Consider the following 22,042-nt stretch of genomic DNA (forward strand, 5'->3'; position numbering starts at 1 on the left):
GCCACGCCTCAGCGGCTCGCCGCGTGGGATCCGGTCAGGATCTGGGCCGGGAAGTCGTGCGGCTCCGGCAGGTGGTCCACCGTCATCCGCTTCCGGAAGACCCAGTACGTCCAAGCCTGATAGAGCAGAACCACGGGAACCCCGAACGCCGCGACGATGCTCATGACGCCCAGCGTGTACGGGCTCGAGGCCGCGTTCTGCACGGTGAGGTTGAACTGCTCGCTGATCATGGACGGCAGCACCACGGGGTACGCCGAGACGAAGATCGACGAGACACCCGCCACGAGGAACGCGCCGAGGCTGAGGAACGTCTTCCCCTCCTGCTGCTTGCGCGCCATCAGCCAGGCGAACACGAGCGCCGCGGCTGCGACGACGACGAGCACGAGACCGATCCAGTCCGTGTTCCGCACTCCGAGGATGATCGCCCAGAGCGCTGCCGGGGCGAGGAGCGGGATCATGCCCTTCGTGAGCAGCGCCCGCGAGCGGACGCGGATCTCTCCGTCCGTCTTGAGCGAGAGGAACGCGAGAGCCTGCGCCACGGCGAAGCCGATGACGGCCAGGGCTCCGAGGAGGCCGAAGAGGACGACGCCGAGCACCGGGCCGTCAGCGCGGTCTCCGTTGGCGTTGATCGGCAGCCCCGTCGTCGAGATGGCGAGCATGGCGCCCACGCCGCCGGCGGCGACGAGCGAGCCGAGGAACAGCGCCCAGTCCCAGAAGGAGATCCAGCGCTCGCTGACCATCTTGCCGCGGTACTCGAAGGCGCACGCACGGAAGATGAGGGCCACGAGGACGAGGACCAGCGGCAGGTACAGGCCGGAGAACAGAGCGGCGTACCACTTGGGGAACGCGGCGAAGGTGGCTCCGCCGGCGGTGAGCAGCCAGACCTCGTTGCCGTCCCACACGGGGCCGATCGTGTTGATCATGAGCCGGCGCTCCTTCTCACTCCGCGCAAGCGTCTTGAGGAGGATGCCGACGCCGAGGTCGAAGCCCTCGAGGAAGAGGTAGCCGATCCACAGGACGGCGATCAGGATGAACCAGACAGTATCCAACATGGCGGCTCCTAGTAGGCGAAGGAGAGCACGTCGCGGCGCGCCCCCTCGTCGTCGGACTCGTCCTTGTTCTCCGAGAGGAGCTCCGGCATGGCGCTCGGGACGCCTCCCCGGACGAACTTGACGAGCAGGCGGACCTCGATGACGGCGAGCACGCCGTACACGAGGGTGAGGACGATGAGCGAGATGAGCAGCTCGGCCGCGGAGACGCCCGGCGAGACGGCGGCCGCGGTGTACATGAACACCGGATCCACGCCGGTGGCATCCGGGTTGGGGGCCACGACGAACGGCTGGCGGCCCATCTCGGTGAAGATCCAGCCGGCGGAGTTCGCGCCGAACGGGGCCAGGATGGAGAGCACCGCGAGGCGCATGAGCCAGACGCTCTCCGGCACGGTTCCCTTGCGCAGGATGAACCAGGCGATGAACGCCGCCAGGGCTGCGAGTCCGCCGAGGGTGATCATGAGGCGGAAGCCCCAGTACGTGACGTACATGACCGGCACGTAGTCGATCTTCTGACCCGCGCGGTCGCCGTAGACCGGACCGTCCGGCACGTGCGTGCCGTACTTCTTCTCATACTCCGGGACCAGGGTGTTGACGCCCTTGACGTTCGTCTTGGTGTCCCCGTTCGCGAGGAAGCTGAGCAGCCCCGGAACCTCGATGACGGCCTCGACGTTGCTGCAGCTCTGTCCGTGGCCGATCGGGTTGACCGAGAGGACGGAGAAGCTCGTGCCGTCATGACAGGCGGCTTCGGCCGCTGCCATCTTCATGGGCTGCTGGTGGAACATCAGCTTGGCCTGGAGGTCTCCCGTCACGGCCACCCCGGCGAAGGAGATCATGGCGATGACCGCTCCGATGCGGGCGGACTTCAGCCAGACGCGGTGGTCCGTCTTGTCCCGTCCGGAGGCGAGGTGCTCTCCCACGACGACCTTGCCGTCCGCGCCCACCGAGTCGATCCCGTCACGACGACGGCGCCACAGGTGGTACCAGGCGATGCCGAGCAGGAAGGAGCCGGCCACGGAGAGCCCGCCCGTGATGGTGTGGGCGAAGGCGAGGACCGCGGTGTTGTTGGTGAGCACCGCCATGACGTCCGTCATGACAGGGCGGCCGTCCACGACGGTGACGCCCACGGGGTGCTGCATCCAGGAGTTGGCCACGATGATGAAGTAGGCGGAGAGCCATGTGGCGATGGAGGCGGCCCAGATCGTGGCGAGGTGGATCTTCTTGGACAGGCGGTCCCAGCCGAAGATCCAGAGGCCCAGGAACGTGGACTCCACGAAGAAGGCCAGCAGGGCCTCCATGGCGAGCGGGGCGCCGAAGACGTCTCCGACGAAGCGGCTGTACTCGCTCCAGGCCATGCCGAACTGGAACTCCTGGACGAGGCCGGTGACCACGCCGACGATGAAGTTGATGAGGAAGAGCTTTCCCCAGAACTTGGTCATGCGCTTGTACTCCGGCTTGCCGGTGCGCACCCACACGGTCTGCAGGACCGCAGTGGTGACGCCGAGGCCGAGAGTCAAGGGCACCATGAGGAAGTGGTAGACGGTGGTGATGCCGAACTGCCACCTGGCAATTTCGAGTGCTTCCACGAGGATTCCTTCAGGGGGACGTGACGGGAGGGGAGACTTCTACAGTCCGTAGAAGTCAGTCGAATTCTACTCGTGTTCTCTGGGACAACCTAACGAGGTGCTGGTAACCGAAACAACCGTTCGCCGAAGGCGGATCGGCAGGCGTCCTCTCTACACCGCGTAGAAGATCGCGTATACTGTCGTGACCCATTGTTTTCCCAGCGGACCGCAGCCGCCCCTGCCGTCGGATTCCCCCGCTGTCGGTTGACCACAGGCAAGGAGCTTGGCCATGGCCGGTCTCGGCGATCTCGAGCGCGACATCATGAACCACCTCTGGGAGGCGGACTCCGCGCGCTCTGCCTCGGAGATCCGCGACGCCCTCGCGGTGGACGCCGTCCGGGACGTCGCCGTCACCACGGTGCTGACGGTCCTCTCCCGCCTGGAGAAGAAGAAGCTCGTGGAGCGGGAGCGGTCCACCCGCCCGCACCGGTATGCCCCCACGCAGTCCCGGGCAGATCACACGGCGTCCCTCATGGCCGAGGCGCTCGACTCCTCGGAGGACCGGGAGGCCGCGCTCGCCCGCTTCGTCGGCAGCGTCTCCGCCGGCGAGGCCGAGCTCCTGCGGCGTCTGCTCGAGCCGAACGGACAGTGACCCCCGCAGCCTGGATTCTCGCCGGGCTCGCCCTCGCCCTCGCCTGGCCGGTCCCCATCGCGCTCTCCCGCGCCGCGTGGCCGCAGCGGCATCCCGTCCGAGCGCTGGTCCTCTGGCAGACGGTCGCCCTCGCCGGCGGACTCGCCATGATCGGATCCCTCGTCTGCTGGGGCCTCGCCCCGTTCGGGTCCAGGCCCGCTGATGCGGCCGCCGCCGTCGTCGGGCTCTTCGCACACGGCGCCTACATCTCCACGAGGGGACTGGCCCACCTCTTCATCCTCAGCTGCGCGCTGCTGCTCTTCGCGCACCTCGTGTCCATTCTCGCGCTCACCGGGGTCCGCATGTCCCGCCGGCGCCGCCGCCACCTCGAGGCGCTCAAGCTCGTGGCCCACGAGGACCCGAGCCGGAGGAACCGGCTCATCCTCGACTCGAACCTGCCGCTCGCCTACTGCCTGCCCTCGACGACGGGCTCGGTCACGGTCGTGACGGAGGGCATCCTGACGGCGCTCTCCCCTGACGAGCTGGACGCCGTGCTCGAGCACGAGCGCGCCCATGTGGCCCAGCGGCACGACATCCTCGTGTGGGCGTTCTCCGCGTGGCGAGCGGCTCTTCCCTGGCTCCCCACCGCCCGTCTGGCGCTCGGCGCCGTGTCCGAGCTCATCGAGTTCCTCGCGGACGACTTCGCCGCGGGCCGGCACGCCCCGAAGACAGTGGCTCGCGCGCTCGTCGTCGTCGCCGAAGCGGGGGCTGCCGGGCAGGCGGGCGAGGAGAACCGGTCGGCGTTCGGTCTGCCCGCGGCCGACGACGAGCGGGAGAGCCCGGGCGGCGGCAGGACGCTGCGGAGGGCGCTGCGGCTCGCGCGCCGCTGACCGTCTCGCTGCTGATCGCCTCGCCGGCGACGGCGGGACCGGGTCAGGCGTCGATCTGCTCGCGGTCCAGCTGCGCGGCCCCGGAGATGATGAAGTCCTTGCGCGGTGCCACGTCCGAGCCCATGAGGAGCTCGAAGGCGCGCTCCGCGGCCTCCGCGTGCTCGATCCGCACGCGGCGCAGAGTCCGGTGCTCGGGGTCCATCGTGGTCTCCGCGAGCTGGTCCGCGTCCATCTCGCCGAGGCCCTTGTAGCGCTGGATCGGCTCCTTGATGGACTCCCCCGCGGCGCGGAGCTCGGCGAGGCGCGCGTGGAGCTCCTTCTCCGAGTAGGTGTACACGTACTCGTTCGGCTTGCCGCGACGGATGACCTCGATGCGGTGCAGCGGCGGAACCGCGGCGTAGACCCTGCCGTCTTCGACCATGGGCCGCATGTAGCGGAAGAACAGGGTCAGGAGCAGCGTGCGGATGTGGGCGCCGTCCACGTCCGCGTCCGTCATGAGGACGATCTTCCCGTAGCGGGCCGCCTCGAGCGCGAAGGAGCGGCCGGATCCCGCGCCGACCACCTGGATGAGGGCCGCGCACTCCGCGTTGGAGAGCATGTCCGCGATGCTGGCCTTCTGGACGTTGAGGATCTTGCCGCGGATGGGCAGCAGCGCCTGGGTGTCCGAGTTGCGGGCATGCCGTGCCGTGCCGAGCGCGGAGTCGCCCTCGACGATGAAGAGCTCGGAGCGCGAGACGTCGTCCGTCCGGCAGTCGAGGAGCTTGGCCGGCAGCGAGCTCGTCTCGAGCGCGTTCTTGCGGCGCTGCGTCTCCTTGTGCTGCCGGGCCGAGATGCGGGACTTCATCTCGGAGACGACCTTCTCGAGCAGCTGCGAGGCCTGTGCCTTCTCCGCCCTCGCCGTCGAGGAGAGCTTGGCCGTCAGCTCCTTCTCGACGACGCGGGAGACGATCTGCCGCACCGCCGGCGTGCCGAGGATCTCCTTGGTCTGGCCTTCGAACTGCGGCTCAGGCAGCCGGACGGTGAGCACGGCGGTGAGTCCGGCGAGGACGTCGTCCTTCTCCACCTTGTCGTTGCCCGCCTTGAGCTTGCGGGCGTTCGCCTCCACTCCCTTGCGGAGGACCTTGAGCAGGGCCTGCTCGAAGCCGGTCAGATGGGTGCCGCCCTTCGGCGTGGCGATGATGTTGGCGAACGAGCGCACCTTGGTGTCGTATCCGACGCCCCAGCGCAGGGCCACGTCCACCTCGCAGTCCCGCTTGACGTCCGTCATGACGGAGCTGCCGTCCTCCCCGAGCACCGGGATGCGCTCGGTGAAGGAGCCGTGCCCCGTGATCCGCCAGACGTCCGTCACGGGGCCGTCATTGGAGAGGTACTCGGCGAACTCGGTGATGCCGCCGTCGTGCTGGAACGTCTCCTCGACGGGACCGCTCTCCCCCGGCGTGCCGGGGATGCGGCGCTCGTCCACGATGGTGAGGCGCAGACCGGGGACGAGGAAAGAGGTCTGGCGGACTCGCGTCACGAGCTCCTCGAACTGGAACTGCGCGTCAGGGGTGAAGACGTGCTCGTCGGCCCAGTACCGCACGCGGGTTCCGGTCACGCCGCGCTTGGCCTTCCCGACGACGTCGAGTCCGCTCCCCTTGGTGTATGGGGAGAAGGGGGCGTCGCTGCGCGGGCGGCCGCCGTCCTCGAACCGGCCCGGCTCGCCGCGCCGGAACGACATCTGGTAGGTCTTGCCGCCGCGGTCCACTTGGACGTCGAGGCGGGAGGAGAGGGCGTTGACCACGGAGGCGCCGACGCCGTGCAGGCCGCCGGAGGCCGCATAGCCGCCTCCGCCGAACTTTCCGCCGGCGTGCAGCTTGGTGAAGACGACTTCCACGCCGCTGAGGCCCGTCCGCGGCTCGATGTCCACGGGGATGCCGCGGCCGTCGTCGTGCACCTCGACGCTGCCGTCCGCGTGGAGGATGACCTTCACGGACTGGGCGTAGCCTCCGAGCGCCTCGTCCACCGAGTTGTCGATGATCTCCCAGAGGCAGTGCATGAGGCCCCGCGAGTCCGTGGACCCGATGTACATGCCCGGGCGTTTCCGGACGGCCTCGAGCCCCTCGAGGACAGCGAGATGCCGAGCGTCGTAGTCAGAGGTCTTGGGGGTCACGTGCACTTTCCTGGTCAGGTCGTCCTCGCGGTCTACGCGATGAGCAAAATGAAGGCACCCGACACGAGAATCGGAGGGCGCCCGTGGTTCCATGGTATCTATTGCATCGGCGTCGGGCCGGAATCCCGGTGCCGGGGCCGCTGATCGAACACGACCCCAGGAGGACAAGATGAGCGTCGCTGTCGCCCCCAAGACCCTGACTGCCGCTGACCGCTGCGATCGCTGCGGGGCCCAGGCCTACGTCCGGGCCGTCCTCGCCTCCACGGGCGGCGTGCTCCTCTTCTGCGCCCACCACGGCCGGGACGTCGAGCCGAAGCTCCGCCCGCAGGCGTCCGAGTGGGTGGACGAGTCCGAGCGCCTCGAGGCCGGCCCCTCCGCTGAGGACTGACCGGCAGAGCCTCTGACCGGCAGCGAAGGAGGGCGGCCACCCGATCGGGTGGCCGCCCTCCTTTCGCGTGCGCCTCCGGACGGAGGCGCAGCCCTTCCCGGGGATCAGTCCAGGTAGTCCCGCAGAACCTGCGAGCGGGACGGGTGCCGGAGCTTGGACATCGTCTTCGACTCGATCTGGCGGATGCGCTCGCGGGTCACCCCGTAGACGCGACCGATCTCGTCTAAAGTCTTCGACTGCCCGTCGGTCAGGCCGAAGCGCATCGCGACGACGCCGGCCTCGCGCTCCGAGAGCGTGTCCAGAACAGAGTGCAGCTGCTCCTGGAGCAGCGTGAAGCTCACGGCATCCGCCGGCACAACGGCCTCCGAGTCCTCGATGAGGTCTCCGAACTCCGAGTCCCCGTCTTCTCCCAGCGGGGTGTGCAGGGAGATCGGCTCGCGGCCGTACTTCTGGACCTCGACGACCTTCTCGGGCGTCATGTCCAGCTCCTGGCCGAGCTCCTCCGGCGTGGGCTCGCGACCCAGGTCCTGGAGCATCTGCCGCTGGACGCGGGCGAGCTTGTTGATGACCTCGACCATGTGGACCGGGATGCGGATGGTGCGGGCCTGGTCAGCCATGGCGCGCGTGATGGCCTGGCGGATCCACCACGTGGCATAGGTGGAGAACTTGAAGCCCTTGGTGTAGTCGAACTTCTCCACCGCGCGGATGAGACCGAGGTTGCCCTCCTGGATGAGGTCCAGGAAGAGCATGCCGCGGCCCGTGTAGCGCTTGGCCAGCGAGACGACGAGACGGAGGTTCGCCTCGAGGAGGTGGTTCTTGGCCCGCTTGCCGTCGTGGACGATCCACATCATCTCGCGCTTGAGCTTCGGATCGATGTCCGACTTCTCCTCGAGCTTCTTGCTCGCGTACAGGCCGGCCTCGATGCGCAGCGCGAGGTCCACCTCCTGCTCCGCGTTGAGGAGGGCCACCTTGCCGATCTGCTTGAGGTAGTCCTTGACCGGGTCGGCCGTGGCGCCGGCCACGAGCACCTGCTGCACCGGAGCGTCGTCGTCATCCGCCTCCGAGTAGCTGAAGCCCGAGCCCTGCTCGGCCTCCTTCTCCTCGGACTTGGCGGCCTTTCCCTCGGCCTTCTCCGCGTCCTCGTCCTCGGCCTCGCGGGCCTCGGCGTCCAGCTCGAGATCCTCAGTCTCGAGCTCGTCCGCCTCGGCTTTGGCCGCCGACTTCCGGGCGGGGGCCTTCTTGGCCGCCGGCTTCTTGGCCGCGGTCTTCTTGGCCCCTGCCGTCTCCGACGAGGCCGCCGGCTTGCGGCGGACGCGCGTGGTCTTGACGGGTGTGGCCTCGGGGGTTCCGTCCGTGGCGCTCACGTCCACGTTGGGCCCGGCCGTGGCGCGCGGCGCGGCGGCGGTCTTCGAGACCGTCGCCTTCGAAGCGGCGGTCTTCGAAGCGGTCGACTTCGGAGCAGTGGACTTCGAAGCTGTGGTCTTGGAAGCGGTGGTCTTCGAAGCGGTCGACTTCGAGGACGGCTTGTCCGCTGCGGACGTGGAGGCACCTGCCTTGGCGCGGGTGCCCGTGGTCTTCCCCGCAGCGCTGGAGGTCTTCGAGGCAGCCGTCTTGCGGGCCGTGGTCTTCTTCGCCGAAGCAGGAGCAGCCGACTCGGCCGACTCGGATTCGGCGGCCGCTGCTGCGCTCTTCTTTGCTGTAGGACTCATGGTTCCCTTTCGTGCCGACGGGCAGCTCACATCGTCTGTCTGTAACGCCAGTATGACCCTGTCAAGTGCGGAGCTGGCGTTCACATCGGGCCGCAGAGCGACCGGAGCCAGCCCCTCCGCAGAATGCAGACAACGGCACGTTGACGGGGTCTTGCACCTCACAACGCGCCGCGGTCCGGATTCATTCCCCGCTGAAGCGGTGTTCAGCGGAAAAGCAGGCGGAGCACGAGACGGGGTCTTCCCCAGAATTATGCCATGCCCCGCCCCGATCCCCGCCATTGCGGGTCCGACTCAGGGGCCGCCATGCCGGACGGATCGCTCACGTCCCAAGCACAGAGCTCGCCGACGAACTCGACGACGGGGTCTTCCGTCAGCAGAGCAGGAGAACGCGTGGAGGCAAGCCGCTCCAGGGCCTCGGCCTCCTGCTCCTCGGCCCAGAGGGTCCACGCTGCAATCCCCCCGAGTCTGCGCGCCAGCCCAGGAGGAGCGAGCTGTGACAGGGCGATGGCCGCGGTGCGGAGACGCCGAATGTCCTCGAGCCGCGTCCGCGGCATCTCACAGTGGAGCGCGTCGAGGAAGCCGGCCGCCGCTGCCGCCGCCCGGGCCTCCGGCTCCTCGTCCAAGCTGACTCCGGCCTGCCTGGCGGCTCGGAGGAGGACCCCTTCCTGCCCCTGAGGGCGTCTCCGGCTCCCCGAGCTCGCAGCCCGCTCGGCCCACGCGAGCGGGTCCTCCGGCCTGCCCGGCGGGTCCAGCAGCTCCTCGGCCAGGCTGAGCGCGTCCGCTCGCATGAAGAGATCGTCCGCTTCAGCCAGGGAGTACCTTCGGTCCACCGCGGCGAGCCCTTCGCTCCGGCCCGCCACCGCCGTCCTGAGAATCAGCTCGACACCGGCAGGGACGGCGGCGGCACGGGCCAGAGAAGACCCCAGTGCCGGCAGCCGCTCGAGCACGTCCCAGACGCTCGACTCGCCTCCCAGGCGGCCGATGAGGAGGTCGACGGCCTCAACCGTCACCACAGCCTGGGACGGGCCCATCACGCTCTCCGGACGAATCAGCGCCCGCGACATAGAAGGGCCGAGGGACGCGAGACACGGCTCGCCGCAGCTGTGCTCGCCGAGGGGCGCGAGGGCCTCGACCCGCGCGTCCGCGGCCTCGAGCGCATCCCCGAGCAGAGAGCGGAGACGGCTCTCCTGCTCCGCCTCGAGCCGGGGAACCTCCGTGTCCGCAGCCCGACTGCCGGAGGCGCCGTCTTCACTCGGCGGCTCGTCCCATCCCGGCTCGGAACTCACCCAGAGGAACTCGTGTGGCCGGGCTCCGGCCCGCTTGAGCGCGCCGCCGACGGCGAGGAAGAGCTCCCGGAACCATTCCGGGCCCCGCTGCGGATCAGACTCGAAGCAGAGGACGACCGCCTCGTCCGAGTGCTCGGCTTCCAGCAGGCGGCGGGAGAGGCCGTGTGACCATTCGCCGAGGTCCTCCTCCCCATAGGGGATGTCAGCACGGATGCACGGTCCCACGTACCGTCCGCGCACGAGCGCGATGACGAGCGAGGATTCCGGCCGCTCCCCGATGAGACGGGGGATGGAGCAGACGATGCGCTCAGCGATCTCGTCGGAGAAGACCTGGCTTGGCTGAGCGGCATGCGTGGCGTGGATGAGATTCTCGTAGTCCATGCCCTCCATGCTCGGCGGCTGCGAGGCGCCCTCTCAGGGCCTTCTGCCGGAACGTGGACAACTTCTCCTCCGCGCGCCAACTTGTCCACAGCCCCGCCCCGAGTACGGCCAGACGTTCGTGAGAGACTGCTCAAAGACTTGTTTCAGATCACACCGGCCGGAAGCGGTCGGAGGAAAGGCAGCGTCATGAACAGCGTTCTCGACAGCATCTCGTCCAAGTCCCGCGTCAAGGTCTCGGCAGTGGACTCGCTTTCCAAGGCGGAGCTCGTCGTCGTCTTCGCGGCCGACGCCGACGGAACGCCGGAGCTCATCGGAACCACGCTGGACAGGAAGACCGCGCAGAGCGCGGTGGACGCCCTGGCCTCCGTCGGGTTCTCGGGCGCGAAGGACGCCCTCGTCCGTCTGCCCAAGGGCACCGCGGGCAAGACTCCCCTCGCGGTCGTCGGTCTCGGCTCCGTCGAGGACGAGACGCCCACCACCGCGATGCTCCGTCACGCGGCCGGCACCGCTGCGCGCTCGCTCTCCGGCGTCGAGCGCATCACCTTCGACGCGGCGGGCTCCGACGCCCTGCTGGGCCAGGCGCTCGTGGAGGGCGCCGTGCTCGGCGCGTACACGTTCACGGCCCACAAGTCGGCCCCGAAGAAGCAGGCTCTCGCCCAGATCGAGTGGAACGCGCCGGGTGTCGGGAAGAAGGAGCGAGCGGCCGTCGTCGACCGCGCTCTCGACGCGACTGCCGGCGTCGAGATGACGCGCGACCTCGTCAACGCCTCTCCCCTGCAGCTCTACCCCGAGTCCTTCGCGGACTTCGCCGTCAAGGCGGCCCGCGGGACCGGCGTCAAGGTGACGGTCCTCGACGACAAGCAGCTGGCGAAGGACGGCTACGGCGGCCTGACGGCCGTCGGCCAGGGCTCGAGCCGCGGACCGCGACTCGTGCGCCTCGAGCACTCGCCGAGGGGCGCACGGCAGACCGTGGCGTTCGTCGGCAAGGGCATCACCTTCGACACCGGCGGAATCTCGCTGAAGCCGGGCGCTGGCATGGAGCAGATGAAGTCCGACATGGCGGGCGCCGCAACCGTGCTGGGCACCGTTCTCTCCGCCGCCCGACTCGGGATTCCGGTCCGCGTCATCGGCTACCTCGCCATCGCGGAGAACATGCCCTCGGGCACCGCCGGCCGCCCGGGCGACATCATCACGATGTACGGCGGCAAGACGGTCGAGGTGCTCAACACCGACGCCGAAGGCCGCCTCGTCATGGCCGACGCGCTCGTGGCCGCGAGCGAGGACAAGCCCGACCTCCTCATCGACATCGCCACCCTGACCGGCGCCCAGCTCGTAGCGCTCGGCAAGCGGACCGCCGGCGTCATGGGCGACGAGTCCGCGGTCTCCGCCGTCGTCGACGCCGCGGACACGGCGGACGAGACGGTCTGGCCGATGCCGATCCCCGAGGAGCTCCGCGCCACCCTCGACTCCACGCAGGCGGATCTCAAGAACATCGGCCAGCGCGAGGGCGGGATGCTCATCGCCGCGGCCTTCCTCCGCGAGTTCGTCGGAGAGGTCGACGGCGCCCGCATCCCGTGGGCCCACATCGACATCGCCGGCCCCTCGTTCAACGACGGAGCCGCCTACGGCTTCGTCGCGAAGGAGGGAACGGGCTTCGCCGTGAGGACCCTGCTCGCCTTCCTCGACGAGCTTGGCAAGTAGGCCGTCCTCACTTCCCGGCGCGGAGACGGGCTCCCCTGTCTCCGTGCCGGGAATCACCTCCGGCGCGTTGTGACCAAACTGCCGGGCTGCCGCTAGTCTGGCTCTAGGACAACCAGCCCTATAAAGCCCCGGCACGTTCAACGACGGCGTGCCACCCGATGCTAGGAGTACGACGTGGCCGATTCGGCAACCACGACAGAATTCGACGTCCTTGTCCTCGGCGGCGGCAGCGCCGGCTACGCCGCTGCCCTCCGCGCAACGAAGCTCGGTCTCTCGGTCGGCCTGATCGAGGGCAACAAGCTGGGCGGCACGTGCCTCCACACGGGCTGCATCCCCACCAAGGCCTACCTCCACGCCGCCGAGCTCGCCGAGAACGCGCGCGAAGGCGCCCAGTACGGCGTGAACACCACGCTCGAGTCGGTGGACATGGGCAAGGTCCGCTCGTACAAGGACGGCGTCGTCGCCGGCAAGTACAAGGGCCTCCAGGGCCTGCTCAAGATGCGCAAGGTCACGGTCATCGAGGGCTGGGGCAAGCTCGTCGGACCGGACTCGATCGAGGTCGACGGCACCGTCTACAAGGGCAAGAACATCATCCTCGCCTCCGGCTCCACGTCGAAGACCTTCGGCGTCGAGATCGGCGGCCGGATCATGACCTCCACCGAGGCCCTCCAGATCGACTTCACGCCGAAGTCCGCGATCATCCTCGGCGGCGGCGTCATCGGCTGCGAGTTCGCCTCCGCCTGGAACTCGTTCGGCACGGACGTCCAGATCATCGAGGGCCTGCCGAGCCTGGTCCCCAACGAGGACCCCTCGGTCATCAAGGTCGTTGAGCGCGCCTTCAAGAAGCGCGGCATCAAGGCCTCCACCGGCAAGTTCTTCAAGTCGGTCGAGCAGAACGACAACGGCGTCGTCGTCACCATGGAGGACGGCAGCACCTACGAGGCCGAGGTGTGCCTCGTCGCCGTCGGCCGCGGCCCGGTCACGGAGGGCCTCGGCTACGAGGACCAGGGCATCACGATGGACCGTGGCTTCGTCATCACGAACGAGCGCCTCCACACCGGCGTGGGCAACATCTACGCCGTCGGCGACATCGTCCCCGGCCTGCAGCTCGCCCACCGCGGCTACCAGCAGGGCATCTTCGTCGCCGAGGAGATCGCCGGCCTGAAGCCGATGGTCGTCGAGGACGTCAACATCCCGAAGGTCACCTTCTGCGATCCGGAGATCGCGTCCGTCGGCTACACGCAGCCGAAGGCGGAGGAGAAGTTCGGCAAGGAGAACGTCGAGGTCCAGGAGTACAACCTCGCCGGCAACGGCAAGTCCTCCATCCTCGGCACGAGCGGCATCGTCAAGCTCGTCCGCCAGAAGGAGGGCCCCATCGTGGGCGTGCACATGGTGGGCGGCCGCATGAGCGAGCAGATCGGAGAGGCCCAGCTCATCGTGAACTGGGAGGCCTACCCGGAGGACGTCGCCTCGCTCATCCACGCGCACCCGACTCAGAACGAGTCCATCGGCGAGGCCGCCATGGCGCTCGCCGGCAAGCCGCTCCACGGCTAGTCACCACTCAGCCGCCCGCCGTTCCTCTCGGCGGGCGGCAGCCCCCACCCGTACTTCGCTACTCCAGGAGTGAGCAACATGTCAGAATTTGTCAATCTTCCGGCCCTCGGCGAGTCGGTGACTGAAGGAACCGTGACCCGCTGGCTGAAGTCCGTCGGCGACACGGTCGAGGTGGACGAGCCCATCGTCGAGGTCTCCACGGACAAGGTGGACACCGAAGTCCCCTCCCCCATCGCAGGCACCATCGAGGAGATCCTCGTGGACGAGGACGAGACCGTCGAGGTCGGCGCCGCCCTCGTCAAGATCGGTGACGGCTCGGGGTCCTCCGACGACTCCGGCGACTCCTCCGCGAGCGAGGAGAAGGCCGAGGAGCCGGCTGAGGAGCCGAAGCAGGAGTCCTCGAAGGAAGAGGCCCCCGCTGAGGAGCCGAAGCAGGAGGAGGCACCGGCCGAGTCCTCCTCGAAGCCGGCGTCCTCCGGCGGCTCCGGCACCGAGGTGACCCTCCCGGCGCTCGGCGAGTCCGTCACCGAGGGCACGGTCACCCGCTGGCTGAAGTCCGTCGGCGACTCCGTCGAGGTGGACGAGCCCCTGCTCGAGGTCTCCACGGACAAGGTCGACACTGAAGTCCCCTCCCCCGTGGCCGGCACCCTCCTCGAGGTCCGCGTCGACGAGGACGAGACGGTCGAGGTCGGCGCAGTCCTCGCCGTCGTCGGCGATTCCGACGGCGGCTCCGAGGCCTCCTCCGCTCAGGACGAAGCGCCCAAGGAAGAGCCGAAGCAGGAGGCTCCCAAGGAGGAGCCGAAGAAGGCTGAAGAGCCGAAGAAGGCGGAGTCCAAGGACGAGGACGCCCAGCAGGCCCAGCCGACGGCCGAGCCGAAGCAGGAGGCTCCGAAGGAGCAGCCGAAGCAGGACTCCTCTGAGGGCGGCCAGGGCGGCTACGTGACGCCGATCGTCCGCAAGCTCGCCAACCAGAAGGGCGTGGACCTCTCCTCGGTCAAGGGCACCGGCGTCGGCGGCCGCATCCGCAAGGAGGACGTGGAAGAGGCCGCCAAGGCCGCCGCTGCCTCCCAGCAGTCGGCCCCGCAGTCCTCGGGCGTCTCCGGCTCCTCGCAGGTCTCCCGCCAGGCCCCGGAGGTCAAGGAGGACACGACGCTGCGCGGCACCACCCAGAAGGCCCCGCGCATCCGCCAGGTCATCGCCCGCCGCATGCGCGAGTCGCTCGACGTCTCGACCCAGCTGACGCAGGTCCAGGAAGTCGACATGACGCGCATCGCGAAGCTCCGCGGCGCTGCCAAGAACAAGTTCCAGCAGGAGAACGGCACCAAGCTGACCTTCCTGCCGTTCATCGCCAAGGCCGTGGCCGAGGCGCTCAAGCAGCACCCGAAGCTCAACGCGGAGTACAACGAGGACTCCCAGGAGATCACGTACCACAACGCCGAGCACCTGGCGATCGCCGTGGACACGGACAAGGGCCTCCTGGTCCCCGTGGTCCAGGACGCGGGCCAGCTGAACCTGGCCGGCCTCTCCGCGAAGATCGCCGACGTCGCCGCCCGCACCCGCTCGGGCAAGATCGGCCCGGACGAGCTCTCCGGCGGCACGTTCTCGATCACGAACATCGGCTCGGTGGGCGCGCTGTTCGACACGCCGATCATCAACCAGCCGCAGGTCGCCATCCTCGGCACCGGCGCGATCGTCAAGCGTCCCGTGGTCATCCAGAACGAGGACGGCGACGACGTGATCGCCATCCGCCACATGATGTACCTCTCGCTGACGTACGACCACCGCCTGGTGGACGGCGCCGACGCCGGTCGCTTCCTGCAGACCCTGAAGGCCCGTCTTGAGGGCGGCGCCTTCGAGGGCGAGCTCGGACTCTGATCCGCCGCTGAGAAGGCAGGGCGCGAACCGCACACGCGGTTCGCGCCCTGCCGCTTTTCCGGCGGCCCCGGCAGCGCCGTGACGACGGCGGGCGCCGTGCCGGCAGCCGCGCCGCGCCCGCCCCTTCGGGACCTCCTCGGACCCGGGGATCACGGCGGAGCAGTTCCGGTCCGTCGCCGACGAAGCGGGGAACCGCTGCCCCGTCTCCGGGGCTCGCTCTGGCGTGACGGTCACACTCCGGGGCTCGCTGGAGAGCTCCGAGCGCGAGGGCTGACAACCGGACCACGCGCTGCGGCACCCGGACGGCTCCTCCCGTGCTCGAGATCCCACCCCGCCGCACGCGGACGCTCCGCAGGGACCTGCGCCTCCCCTGGTGCGCCCTGCGGTGCGTAGCCGACGAGCAGCCACTCGGAGGAGGTCCGTGTGACCGTCACGCGGGCCTCCTCCGTGCGTGCCGGCCTGAGCGCGCCTCGAAAGCGATATGCCGTGTTCTCGGTTCGGACCACGAGCTCCCAGGACTCGGTCCGAATCGCATCATCTGCCGCACGGCCGTCACCTGCATCGTTCCCGGCACCCTCCTCCGACCCGCGGGCCTCCCCCATCGCCGTGACCTTGGACGAAAGGCCCTCGAACGCCTCGCCGGGCCTCAGCGACGCAGCCAGCCTCTCATCCTGTCGACGGGCTGGGCTGCCCGCTGCGCTCACCGCGAGCAGGCCCTGCGCGTCCCCTGCCGCGAGGGCTTCAGACCTGGCCTTGACCAGACGCACCGCGGCCTCGCGGGCAGAGGCCGCCAGCACATGACCGGACTCGCCTCCCGATGCGGCAGGGGAAACCGGCGAGCCAGAGTCGTCCGGAGCAGGATGAGTCGAGGTCCGGCGGGGCCCTTCCCCTTGCTCCTTGGCAGGGGCGCTTCTCCCCGCAGACGGGAGCCCTTCTGCCGCAGCGTTGCGAATGGTGTCCGCCTGGGCGTGCTCCGCGCCCGCAGCGGCGCTGACAAGCCTGACCGGGTTCCCGGCGAGCCCGGAGCAGGAGGCAAGGAGCACAGCGGCCGCGACTCGACGCCGTGACCACGCGCCGCCGACTGCGCCTCCTGCAGACGCAGGCTCGCCCGTGGCCGGGTCTTCCGTGCGCACGATCCCGCCGCCTTCGGGGAGGGTGCGTTCCCGGAGCGTCGGCGCGCGTCCCGGGCCAAGCCGTCTGAGGACCCGCAGCCACGTCCGAACCCGTAGGGCGCGGGCCTGTTCGCGCCGTCTGCCCCGAAACCGAACGGGCGGCTTCAGCCCGCCCCGGTCGGCCGCAGCGGACGCCTCCTCCGCTCCCAGTGCTGTCTCCACCAGTCTCCCGAGTTCCGGCGGCATGCCCGTGAGAAGAGACACAGGAGGCCGCTCTTTCGCAGGCGGCGGGGACGCTCCCGTGGCGCAGAACCACACGGCAGCGGCCATCGCCCTGACATCCTCCGCGAGGTCCGCCTTCCGGCTGGTTCTCCGCGCCTTGCCGAAGTCCGCCAGGACCACCTCCCCGTCACTCGTGAGGAGGACGTTGCCCGGGTGGATGTCCCCGTGGACCAGCCCCTCGCCTGCAAGCCGTGCCACCGCAGCGGCGAGTCCCCGCGCCACATGCAGAACACATTCGGGGCTGAGCCCCCTTCCGGCGCTCAGCGCCTCCAGCGTGCCGCCCTCGGCAGCTCGCGTGAACAGTCCCGCCACGTCGCTGCGCGGCACGACCTCCACGACTCCCGGTCCAGCGGCGGACCTGGTCAGCGACGCTTCCTCGCGGCTCGCCGAGGGCTTGTAGGCCAGCAGAGCGCCGTCGTCCTCAGAGCGCACCAGCCAGACAGTGCCTCCGCGGCCGCGGCCGAGGGGCCGGAGGACCGCGAGCGGCGGGGGCAGTCGAGGAGCGGAGTCAGCTGTCATGTCCACCAGTTGTAGCCGAGCGGGCTCCGCCGCGCCGGCGGTTGTCCACAGGCAGCACCCCTTTCACCCGGCATTCAGCGCAGAGATGATCTCCCCTGCAGAGATTCGGCTGGCCGGTCTCACGGGGATAAGCTGGACTCCATGGCTTTGGCAATGAGGACAGTGGGCTTGGCCCCTGATTTCGTGGACTATCAGGCCGCGTGGGACCTGCAGAAGGAGACCCACGCTGAGGTCCTGTCGGGCCGCACTCCGAGCACGGTCCTCATGCTGGAGCACGCCCCCACCTACACCGCTGGACGGCGGACGGAAGAGGCGGAGCGCCCCACGTCCGGCGCCACGCCCGTGGTGGACGTGGACCGCGGCGGGAAGCTCACGTGGCACGGCCCGGGCCAGCTCGTGGTGTATCCCATCGTGAAGCTCCCGGATCCCTCCAAGGTCCGCCAGTACGTCTGGGACATCGAGCAGATCATCATCGACCTCCTCGCCCGCCACGGAGTCGCGGGCCAGCGCATCGACGGCTGGGAGGGGGTGTGGGTCCCGGCAGACGAGCGCGGTCCGGCCCGCAAGATCGCGGCCATCGGCATGCGCGTCAAGGAAGGCGTGACCATGCACGGCTTCGCGCTCAACGCAGACAACAGCCTCGATCCGTACAGCATCATCATCCCGTGCGGGATCACGACGGCGGGGGTCACGAGCATCAAGGCCGAGACGGGCCGCGATGTCTCCCCCGCTGAACTGGCCCGCGAGGTCGCCGAGCTCTTCCAGGAGCGGGCGGCTCTCTTTGACGCAGACTCACAGGCACCTGGGACACTGGAGACGTCCGCCCAGGGCTCGTCGAAAGGAATCACCCCATGACCCTCGCGCCTGAAGGCCGCAAGCTTCTTCGCATCGAGCAGCGGAACAAGGCCGTGCCGGTCGAGCGCAAGCCCGACTGGATCAAGGCCAAGGTCAACGTGGGCCCCGAGTACGTGGACCTCAAGAGCCTGGTCAAGAAGGAGGGGCTGCACACGGTCTGCGAGGAGGCCGGCTGCCCCAACATCTTCGAATGCTGGGAGGACCGCGAGGCCACCTTCCTCATCGGCGGCTCGGAGTGCACCCGCCGCTGCGACTTCTGCCAGATCCACACCGGCAAGCCCAGCCCCCTCGACCGGTTCGAGCCCACCAAGGTCGCCCGGAGCGTCCAGCAGATGGAGCTCCGCTACGCCACGGTCACGGGTGTGGCGCGCGACGATCTCGAGGACGAGGGCACCTGGCTCTACGCCGAGACGGTCCGCAAGATCCACGAGCTGAACCCGGGCACGGGCGTGGAGCTGCTCATCCCGGACTTCTCCGGCAAGAAGGAGTACATCGACGAGATCTGCGCGTCGAAGCCGGAGGTGTTCGCCCACAACGTCGAGACCGTGCCGCGCATCTTCAAGCGCATCCGCCCGGCCTTCCGCTACGAGCGCTCCATGGACGTCATCAGCCAGGGCCGGGACCACGGCATGGTGACCAAGTCGAACCTCATCCTCGGCATGGGAGAGACGCGCGAGGAGATCACGCAGGCCCTCCAGGACCTGCATGACGCCGGCTGCGATCTCATCACCATCACCCAGTACCTGCGCCCCTCCGAGCTCCACCTGCCCGTGGACCGGTGGGTCAAGCCGCAGGAGTTCGTGGAGATCTCCCAGGAGGCGGAGGAGATCGGCTTCCTCGGCGTCATGTCCGGGCCGCTCGTCCGCTCCTCCTACCGTGCCGGCCGCCTCTGGGCCACGGCCATGCGCAAGAAGGGCCGCGAGCTCCCTCCGGAGCTGGCGCACATCGAGGACTCGGGCTCCACGCACCAGGAGGCGAGCAGCGTCCTAGCCCGCCACCAGGCGAAGCTTCAGGAAACCGCACAGTAAACTGGGAGCATCATGGCCAAGAAAACCTCCCCGTCCGGCTCCCACACGGCGTCCTCGCGAGCGCAGGCCGCCTCGCCTGAGACCACGCAGGGCAAGAAGACGCGAAGCCGGGACACGCTGAACAAGGACTCGCAGAACAAGGTCGCGCAGACCAGGGACAAGAAGTCCAGGGACAAGCAGAACAGGTCCGGCCAGCCAGGTCGTCTGGCGCAGATGCGCCAGGCGTTCGACCTGACGCGCCGGAACGACTCCAAGCTCGTTCCGTACATGCTCATCGCGTTCCTCGGCGCGGTGCTCGTGTTCCTCGCGCTCGGCCTGCTGCTGCACAACTGGATCACGTTCCTCATCCTGGGCATCCTCGTAGGCGTCCTCGCCGCGATGCTCATCCTCTCCATGAGGGCGCAGAACGCCGCCCTCTCGCAGCTCGAGGGACAGCCGGGCGGCTCCCGTGCGGCCATGTCCCTGCTGCGCCGCGGCTGGAGCATGCCCGAGGAGCCGGTGGCGATGAACCCGAAGTCCAAGGACCTCGTGTTCCGCGCCGTCGGCCGCCCCGGCGTCGTCCTCGTGACGGAGGGCCCGAACAGCCGTGTGAAGCAGCTGGTCAACGCCGAGAAGCTCAAGATGCGCCGCATCCTGCCGGACGTCCCCGTCCACGTCATCAACTCGGGGACGCAGGAGGGCCAGGTCCGCCTCCAGGACATCGTCAAGACCATGCGGAAGCTCCCGCCGTCGATCACGAAGGACGAGGTCTACGTCGTCGACCGCCGCCTCGCCTCGATGGGCCAGAACAGCGCCCCGATCCCCAAGGGGATCGACCCGACCAAGGTCCGCGCCAACCGCAAGGGCATGCGCGGCCGCTGATCGCCGACCCACCTCTTGTGACAGAGAAGGGCCGGGCTCCCCTCCGCGGGGAGCCCGGCCCTTCCCTGTGTCCGCTCTTCAGCGGCGGACGACGACGGTGCCCGCGGCCTGGTCGTTGAGCCCGCGGAGATCCGTGTTCATGACGAGGGCGGGGATGAAGAGAGCCAGCATGGTGCTGCGCACGAGGGAGCGGACAAGGAACGGAGCCCGGGCGAGCGCCGTCGGCGCCCCCTCGAGCGGCTCGACGCGCACGCCGACGATCCTGTGTCCGAGGCTCGTGCCGAGGAGACCGACGAGGAGCGTCTGCTCGGCCCAGAACACGAGCAGAGTCGCGATCTGGTTCCCGTGGAAGAAGAGCGCCGAGATGGCGAGGCAGGCGACCCAGTCGATGATGAGGCCCGCGGCCCTGCGGCCGAACGAGGCCACCGAGCCCCTCCCCTCCTTGGGGAATCCGAGCCGCTTGCCCGGCCAGCTGTCCTCGGGCATGCGGGGCCCCTCAAGCCAGCTGCCCACATCGGATCGGTCAAAGCTCACGGCGCTCCTCCACACTCGGCTGCGCCTTCGGCCGGACTGCCGGGGCGCGCCTTCCCACGTTACCTGCCCGAAACACGGACGACACGGCGCTTTCACGGGTGGTTTCGTAGACTGGCAGAAGTCGGGCGGGATACGTCCGCTCCACGATGTTCCTGATTGAGGAGACAGCACACATGTTCAAGTCGCCTGAGGAAGTCCTCGCCTATATCAAGGACGAGGACGTGAAGTTCGTCGACATCCGGTTCACGGACCTCCCCGGAGTCCAGCAGCACTTCAACGTGCCGGCCAAGACCGTGGACGAGGACTTCTTCGTCAACGGGCAGCTGTTCGACGGCTCGTCGATCCGCGGTTTCCAGGGCATCGCCGAGTCTGACATGCAGCTGATCCCCGACGTGCAGACGGCGTACATCGACCCGTTCCGCGTGGAGAAGACGCTCACGATGAGCTTCTCCATCGTCAACCCGCGCACGGGCGAGCCCTACCACCGCGATCCGCGCGGCGTCGCCGAGCGCGCCGAGCAGTACCTCGCCTCCACGGGCATCGCGGACACCGCGTTCTTCGCTCCCGAGGCCGAGTTCTTCATCTTCGACGACATCCGCTACGAGTCGAAGCCGCAGGGCGCCTTCTACTCGATCGACTCCATCGAGGCCCCCTGGAACTCCGGCACCAAGGAAGAGGGCGGCAACCTCGGCTACAAGACGCCGATGAAGGGGGGCTACTTCCCGGTGTCGCCGATCGACAAGCAGGCGGATCTGCGTGACGCGATCTGCGTGGCGCTCGACGAGGTGGGCCTCGAGGTCGAGCGCTCCCACCACGAGGTCGGCGCCGCGGGCCAGGCGGAGATCAACTACAAGTTCGACACGCTGGTCCACTCCGCGGACGACCTGCTCAAGTTCAAGTACATCGTCAAGGGCGTCTCGGAGGAGTTCGGCAAGTCCGCCACGTTCATGCCGAAGCCGGTCTTCGGGGACAACGGCTCGGGTATGCACTGCCACCAGTCGCTGTGGCTCGGCGGCGAGCCGCTCTTCTACGACGAGAAGGGCTACGCGGGCCTCTCCGACACGGCGCGCTGGTACATCGGCGGCCTGCTCAAGCACGCCTCGGCGGTCCTCGCCTTCACGAACCCGACGGTCAACTCCTACCGCCGCCTCGTCAAGGGCTTCGAGGCTCCCGTGAACATGGTGTACTCGCAGGGCAACCGCTCCGCCGGCATCCGCATCCCGATCACGGGCAGCAACCCGAAGGCGAAGCGCATCGAGTTCCGCGCCCCGGACGCCTCGAGCAACCCGTACCTCGCGTTCGCCGCCCAGCTCATGGCGGGCCTCGACGGCATCAAGAACCGCATCGAGCCGGCCGAGCCAATCGACAAGGACCTGTACGAGCTCCCGCCGGAGGAGGCCAAGGACATCCAGAAGGCTCCGGGCTCGCTCGAGGAGGCGCTGGACGCCCTGGAGCAGGACAACGAGTTCCTCCAGGAGGGCGGCGTCTTCACGCAGGACCTCATCGACACCTGGATCGCCTACAAGCGCGAGTACGAGATCGCGCCGCTGCAGCTGCGCCCGAACCCCTACGAGTTCGAGCTCTACTACAGCTGCTGATCCGCCGCTCCGGCCTGGCCGGACGCGCAGACGCCACGGGCCGCCGTCGGACTGATCCGACGGCGGCCCGTGTGC

At 68.9% G+C, this 22,042-nt stretch carries 17 protein-coding genes; 10 read left to right on the plus strand and 7 right to left on the minus strand.

What is annotated here, in order from left to right; translation table 11 throughout:
* Positions 1-8 precede the first annotated feature (8 nt).
* A complete protein-coding gene (gene cydB, locus H9I38_RS02595) occupies positions 9-1,052 on the minus strand; it encodes a cytochrome d ubiquinol oxidase subunit II (RefSeq protein ID WP_226337057.1) in 1,044 nt (347 codons plus the stop codon).
* Positions 1,053-1,060: 8 nt separating this feature from the next.
* A complete protein-coding gene (locus tag H9I38_RS02600; protein ID WP_226337058.1) occupies positions 1,061-2,635 on the minus strand; it encodes a cytochrome ubiquinol oxidase subunit I in 1,575 nt (524 codons plus the stop codon).
* Positions 2,636-2,903: 268 nt separating this feature from the next.
* On the opposite strand from H9I38_RS02600, the gene H9I38_RS02605 reads away from it, so the two are divergent.
* Both H9I38_RS02605 and H9I38_RS10910 read left to right on the plus strand, forming a co-directional pair.
* A complete protein-coding gene (locus H9I38_RS02605; RefSeq protein WP_226337059.1) occupies positions 2,904-3,266 on the plus strand; it encodes a BlaI/MecI/CopY family transcriptional regulator in 363 nt (120 codons plus the stop codon).
* Entirely contained in the window at positions 3,263-4,135 is an 873-nt protein-coding gene (locus H9I38_RS10910) for a M56 family metallopeptidase (protein ID WP_226337060.1), read from the plus strand. Before H9I38_RS02605 ends, H9I38_RS10910 begins: the two co-directional genes overlap by 4 nt.
* A 43-nt stretch (positions 4,136-4,178) precedes the next feature.
* Here the strand turns inward: H9I38_RS10910 and H9I38_RS02615 are convergent, their stop codons facing one another.
* Entirely contained in the window at positions 4,179-6,284 is a 2,106-nt protein-coding gene (locus tag H9I38_RS02615; protein ID WP_226337061.1) for a DNA gyrase/topoisomerase IV subunit B, read from the minus strand.
* Between the two features lie 169 nt (positions 6,285-6,453).
* On the opposite strand from H9I38_RS02615, the gene H9I38_RS02620 reads away from it, so the two are divergent.
* Positions 6,454-6,672, plus strand: coding sequence for a hypothetical protein (locus H9I38_RS02620; RefSeq protein WP_226337062.1), 219 nt, complete (start codon positions 6,454-6,456; stop codon positions 6,670-6,672).
* Between the two features lie 104 nt (positions 6,673-6,776).
* Here the strand turns inward: H9I38_RS02620 and H9I38_RS02625 are convergent, their stop codons facing one another.
* On the minus strand, positions 6,777-8,381 hold the full coding sequence (locus tag H9I38_RS02625; RefSeq protein ID WP_226337063.1) for an RNA polymerase sigma factor: 1,605 nt from the start codon (positions 8,379-8,381) through the stop codon (positions 6,777-6,779).
* Between the two features lie 248 nt (positions 8,382-8,629).
* Entirely contained in the window at positions 8,630-10,048 is a 1,419-nt protein-coding gene (locus H9I38_RS02630) for a hypothetical protein (RefSeq protein ID WP_226337064.1), read from the minus strand.
* 186 nt (positions 10,049-10,234) lie between these two features.
* Here H9I38_RS02630 and H9I38_RS02635 point away from each other — a divergent pair, with 186 nt between their 5' ends.
* The 3 genes from H9I38_RS02635 to sucB all read left to right on the plus strand — a co-directional run bounded on the left by H9I38_RS02635 (position 10,235) and on the right by sucB (position 15,178).
* Positions 10,235-11,749 carry a leucyl aminopeptidase gene (locus H9I38_RS02635; RefSeq protein WP_226337065.1) on the plus strand — a complete coding sequence of 505 codons (1,515 nt, stop codon included), beginning with the start codon at positions 10,235-10,237 and terminating at the stop codon, positions 11,747-11,749.
* A gap of 174 nt (positions 11,750-11,923) precedes the next feature.
* Complete coding sequence (gene lpdA, locus H9I38_RS02640; protein ID WP_226337066.1) at positions 11,924-13,303, plus strand: dihydrolipoyl dehydrogenase; 1,380 nt, start codon at positions 11,924-11,926, stop codon at positions 13,301-13,303.
* Positions 13,304-13,381: 78 nt separating this feature from the next.
* The gene (gene sucB, locus H9I38_RS02645; protein ID WP_226337067.1) at positions 13,382-15,178 is read left to right on the plus strand and encodes a 2-oxoglutarate dehydrogenase, E2 component, dihydrolipoamide succinyltransferase; all 1,797 of its coding nucleotides are present in this window, start codon (positions 13,382-13,384) and stop codon (positions 15,176-15,178) included.
* 230 nt (positions 15,179-15,408) lie between these two features.
* Here sucB and H9I38_RS11045 read toward each other — a convergent pair whose 3' ends face one another.
* The gene (locus tag H9I38_RS11045) at positions 15,409-17,091 is read right to left on the minus strand and encodes a protein kinase domain-containing protein (protein WP_226337068.1); all 1,683 of its coding nucleotides are present in this window, start codon (positions 17,089-17,091) and stop codon (positions 15,409-15,411) included.
* Positions 17,092-17,232: 141 nt separating this feature from the next.
* Here H9I38_RS11045 and lipB point away from each other — a divergent pair, with 141 nt between their 5' ends.
* The 3 genes from lipB to H9I38_RS02665 are packed head-to-tail and all read left to right on the plus strand — an operon-like array spanning position 17,233 to position 19,835.
* Positions 17,233-17,946 carry a lipoyl(octanoyl) transferase LipB gene (lipB, locus tag H9I38_RS02655; protein ID WP_226337069.1) on the plus strand — a complete coding sequence of 238 codons (714 nt, stop codon included), beginning with the start codon at positions 17,233-17,235 and terminating at the stop codon, positions 17,944-17,946.
* Positions 17,943-18,974, plus strand: a complete 1,032-nt coding sequence (gene lipA, locus H9I38_RS02660) for a lipoyl synthase (protein WP_226337070.1) — start codon at positions 17,943-17,945, stop codon at positions 18,972-18,974. The genes lipB and lipA overlap by 4 nt, the downstream gene beginning before the upstream one ends.
* A gap of 12 nt (positions 18,975-18,986) precedes the next feature.
* On the plus strand, positions 18,987-19,835 hold the full coding sequence (locus H9I38_RS02665) for a DUF4191 domain-containing protein (protein WP_226337071.1): 849 nt from the start codon (positions 18,987-18,989) through the stop codon (positions 19,833-19,835).
* 78 nt (positions 19,836-19,913) lie between these two features.
* Here H9I38_RS02665 and H9I38_RS02670 read toward each other — a convergent pair whose 3' ends face one another.
* Positions 19,914-20,369 (minus strand): RDD family protein, encoded by a 456-nt coding sequence (locus tag H9I38_RS02670; RefSeq protein WP_226337072.1) that lies wholly within the window; start codon positions 20,367-20,369, stop codon positions 19,914-19,916.
* Positions 20,370-20,542: 173 nt separating this feature from the next.
* Between H9I38_RS02670 and glnA the strand changes: the two genes are divergently transcribed.
* Positions 20,543-21,967 carry a type I glutamate--ammonia ligase gene (glnA, locus tag H9I38_RS02675; RefSeq protein WP_226337073.1) on the plus strand — a complete coding sequence of 475 codons (1,425 nt, stop codon included), beginning with the start codon at positions 20,543-20,545 and terminating at the stop codon, positions 21,965-21,967.
* Positions 21,968-22,042: the final 75 nt, after the last annotated feature.

Source organism: Arthrobacter sp. UM1 (genome assembly GCF_020483305.1).
Lineage (GTDB): Bacteria > Actinomycetota > Actinomycetes > Actinomycetales > Micrococcaceae > Falsarthrobacter.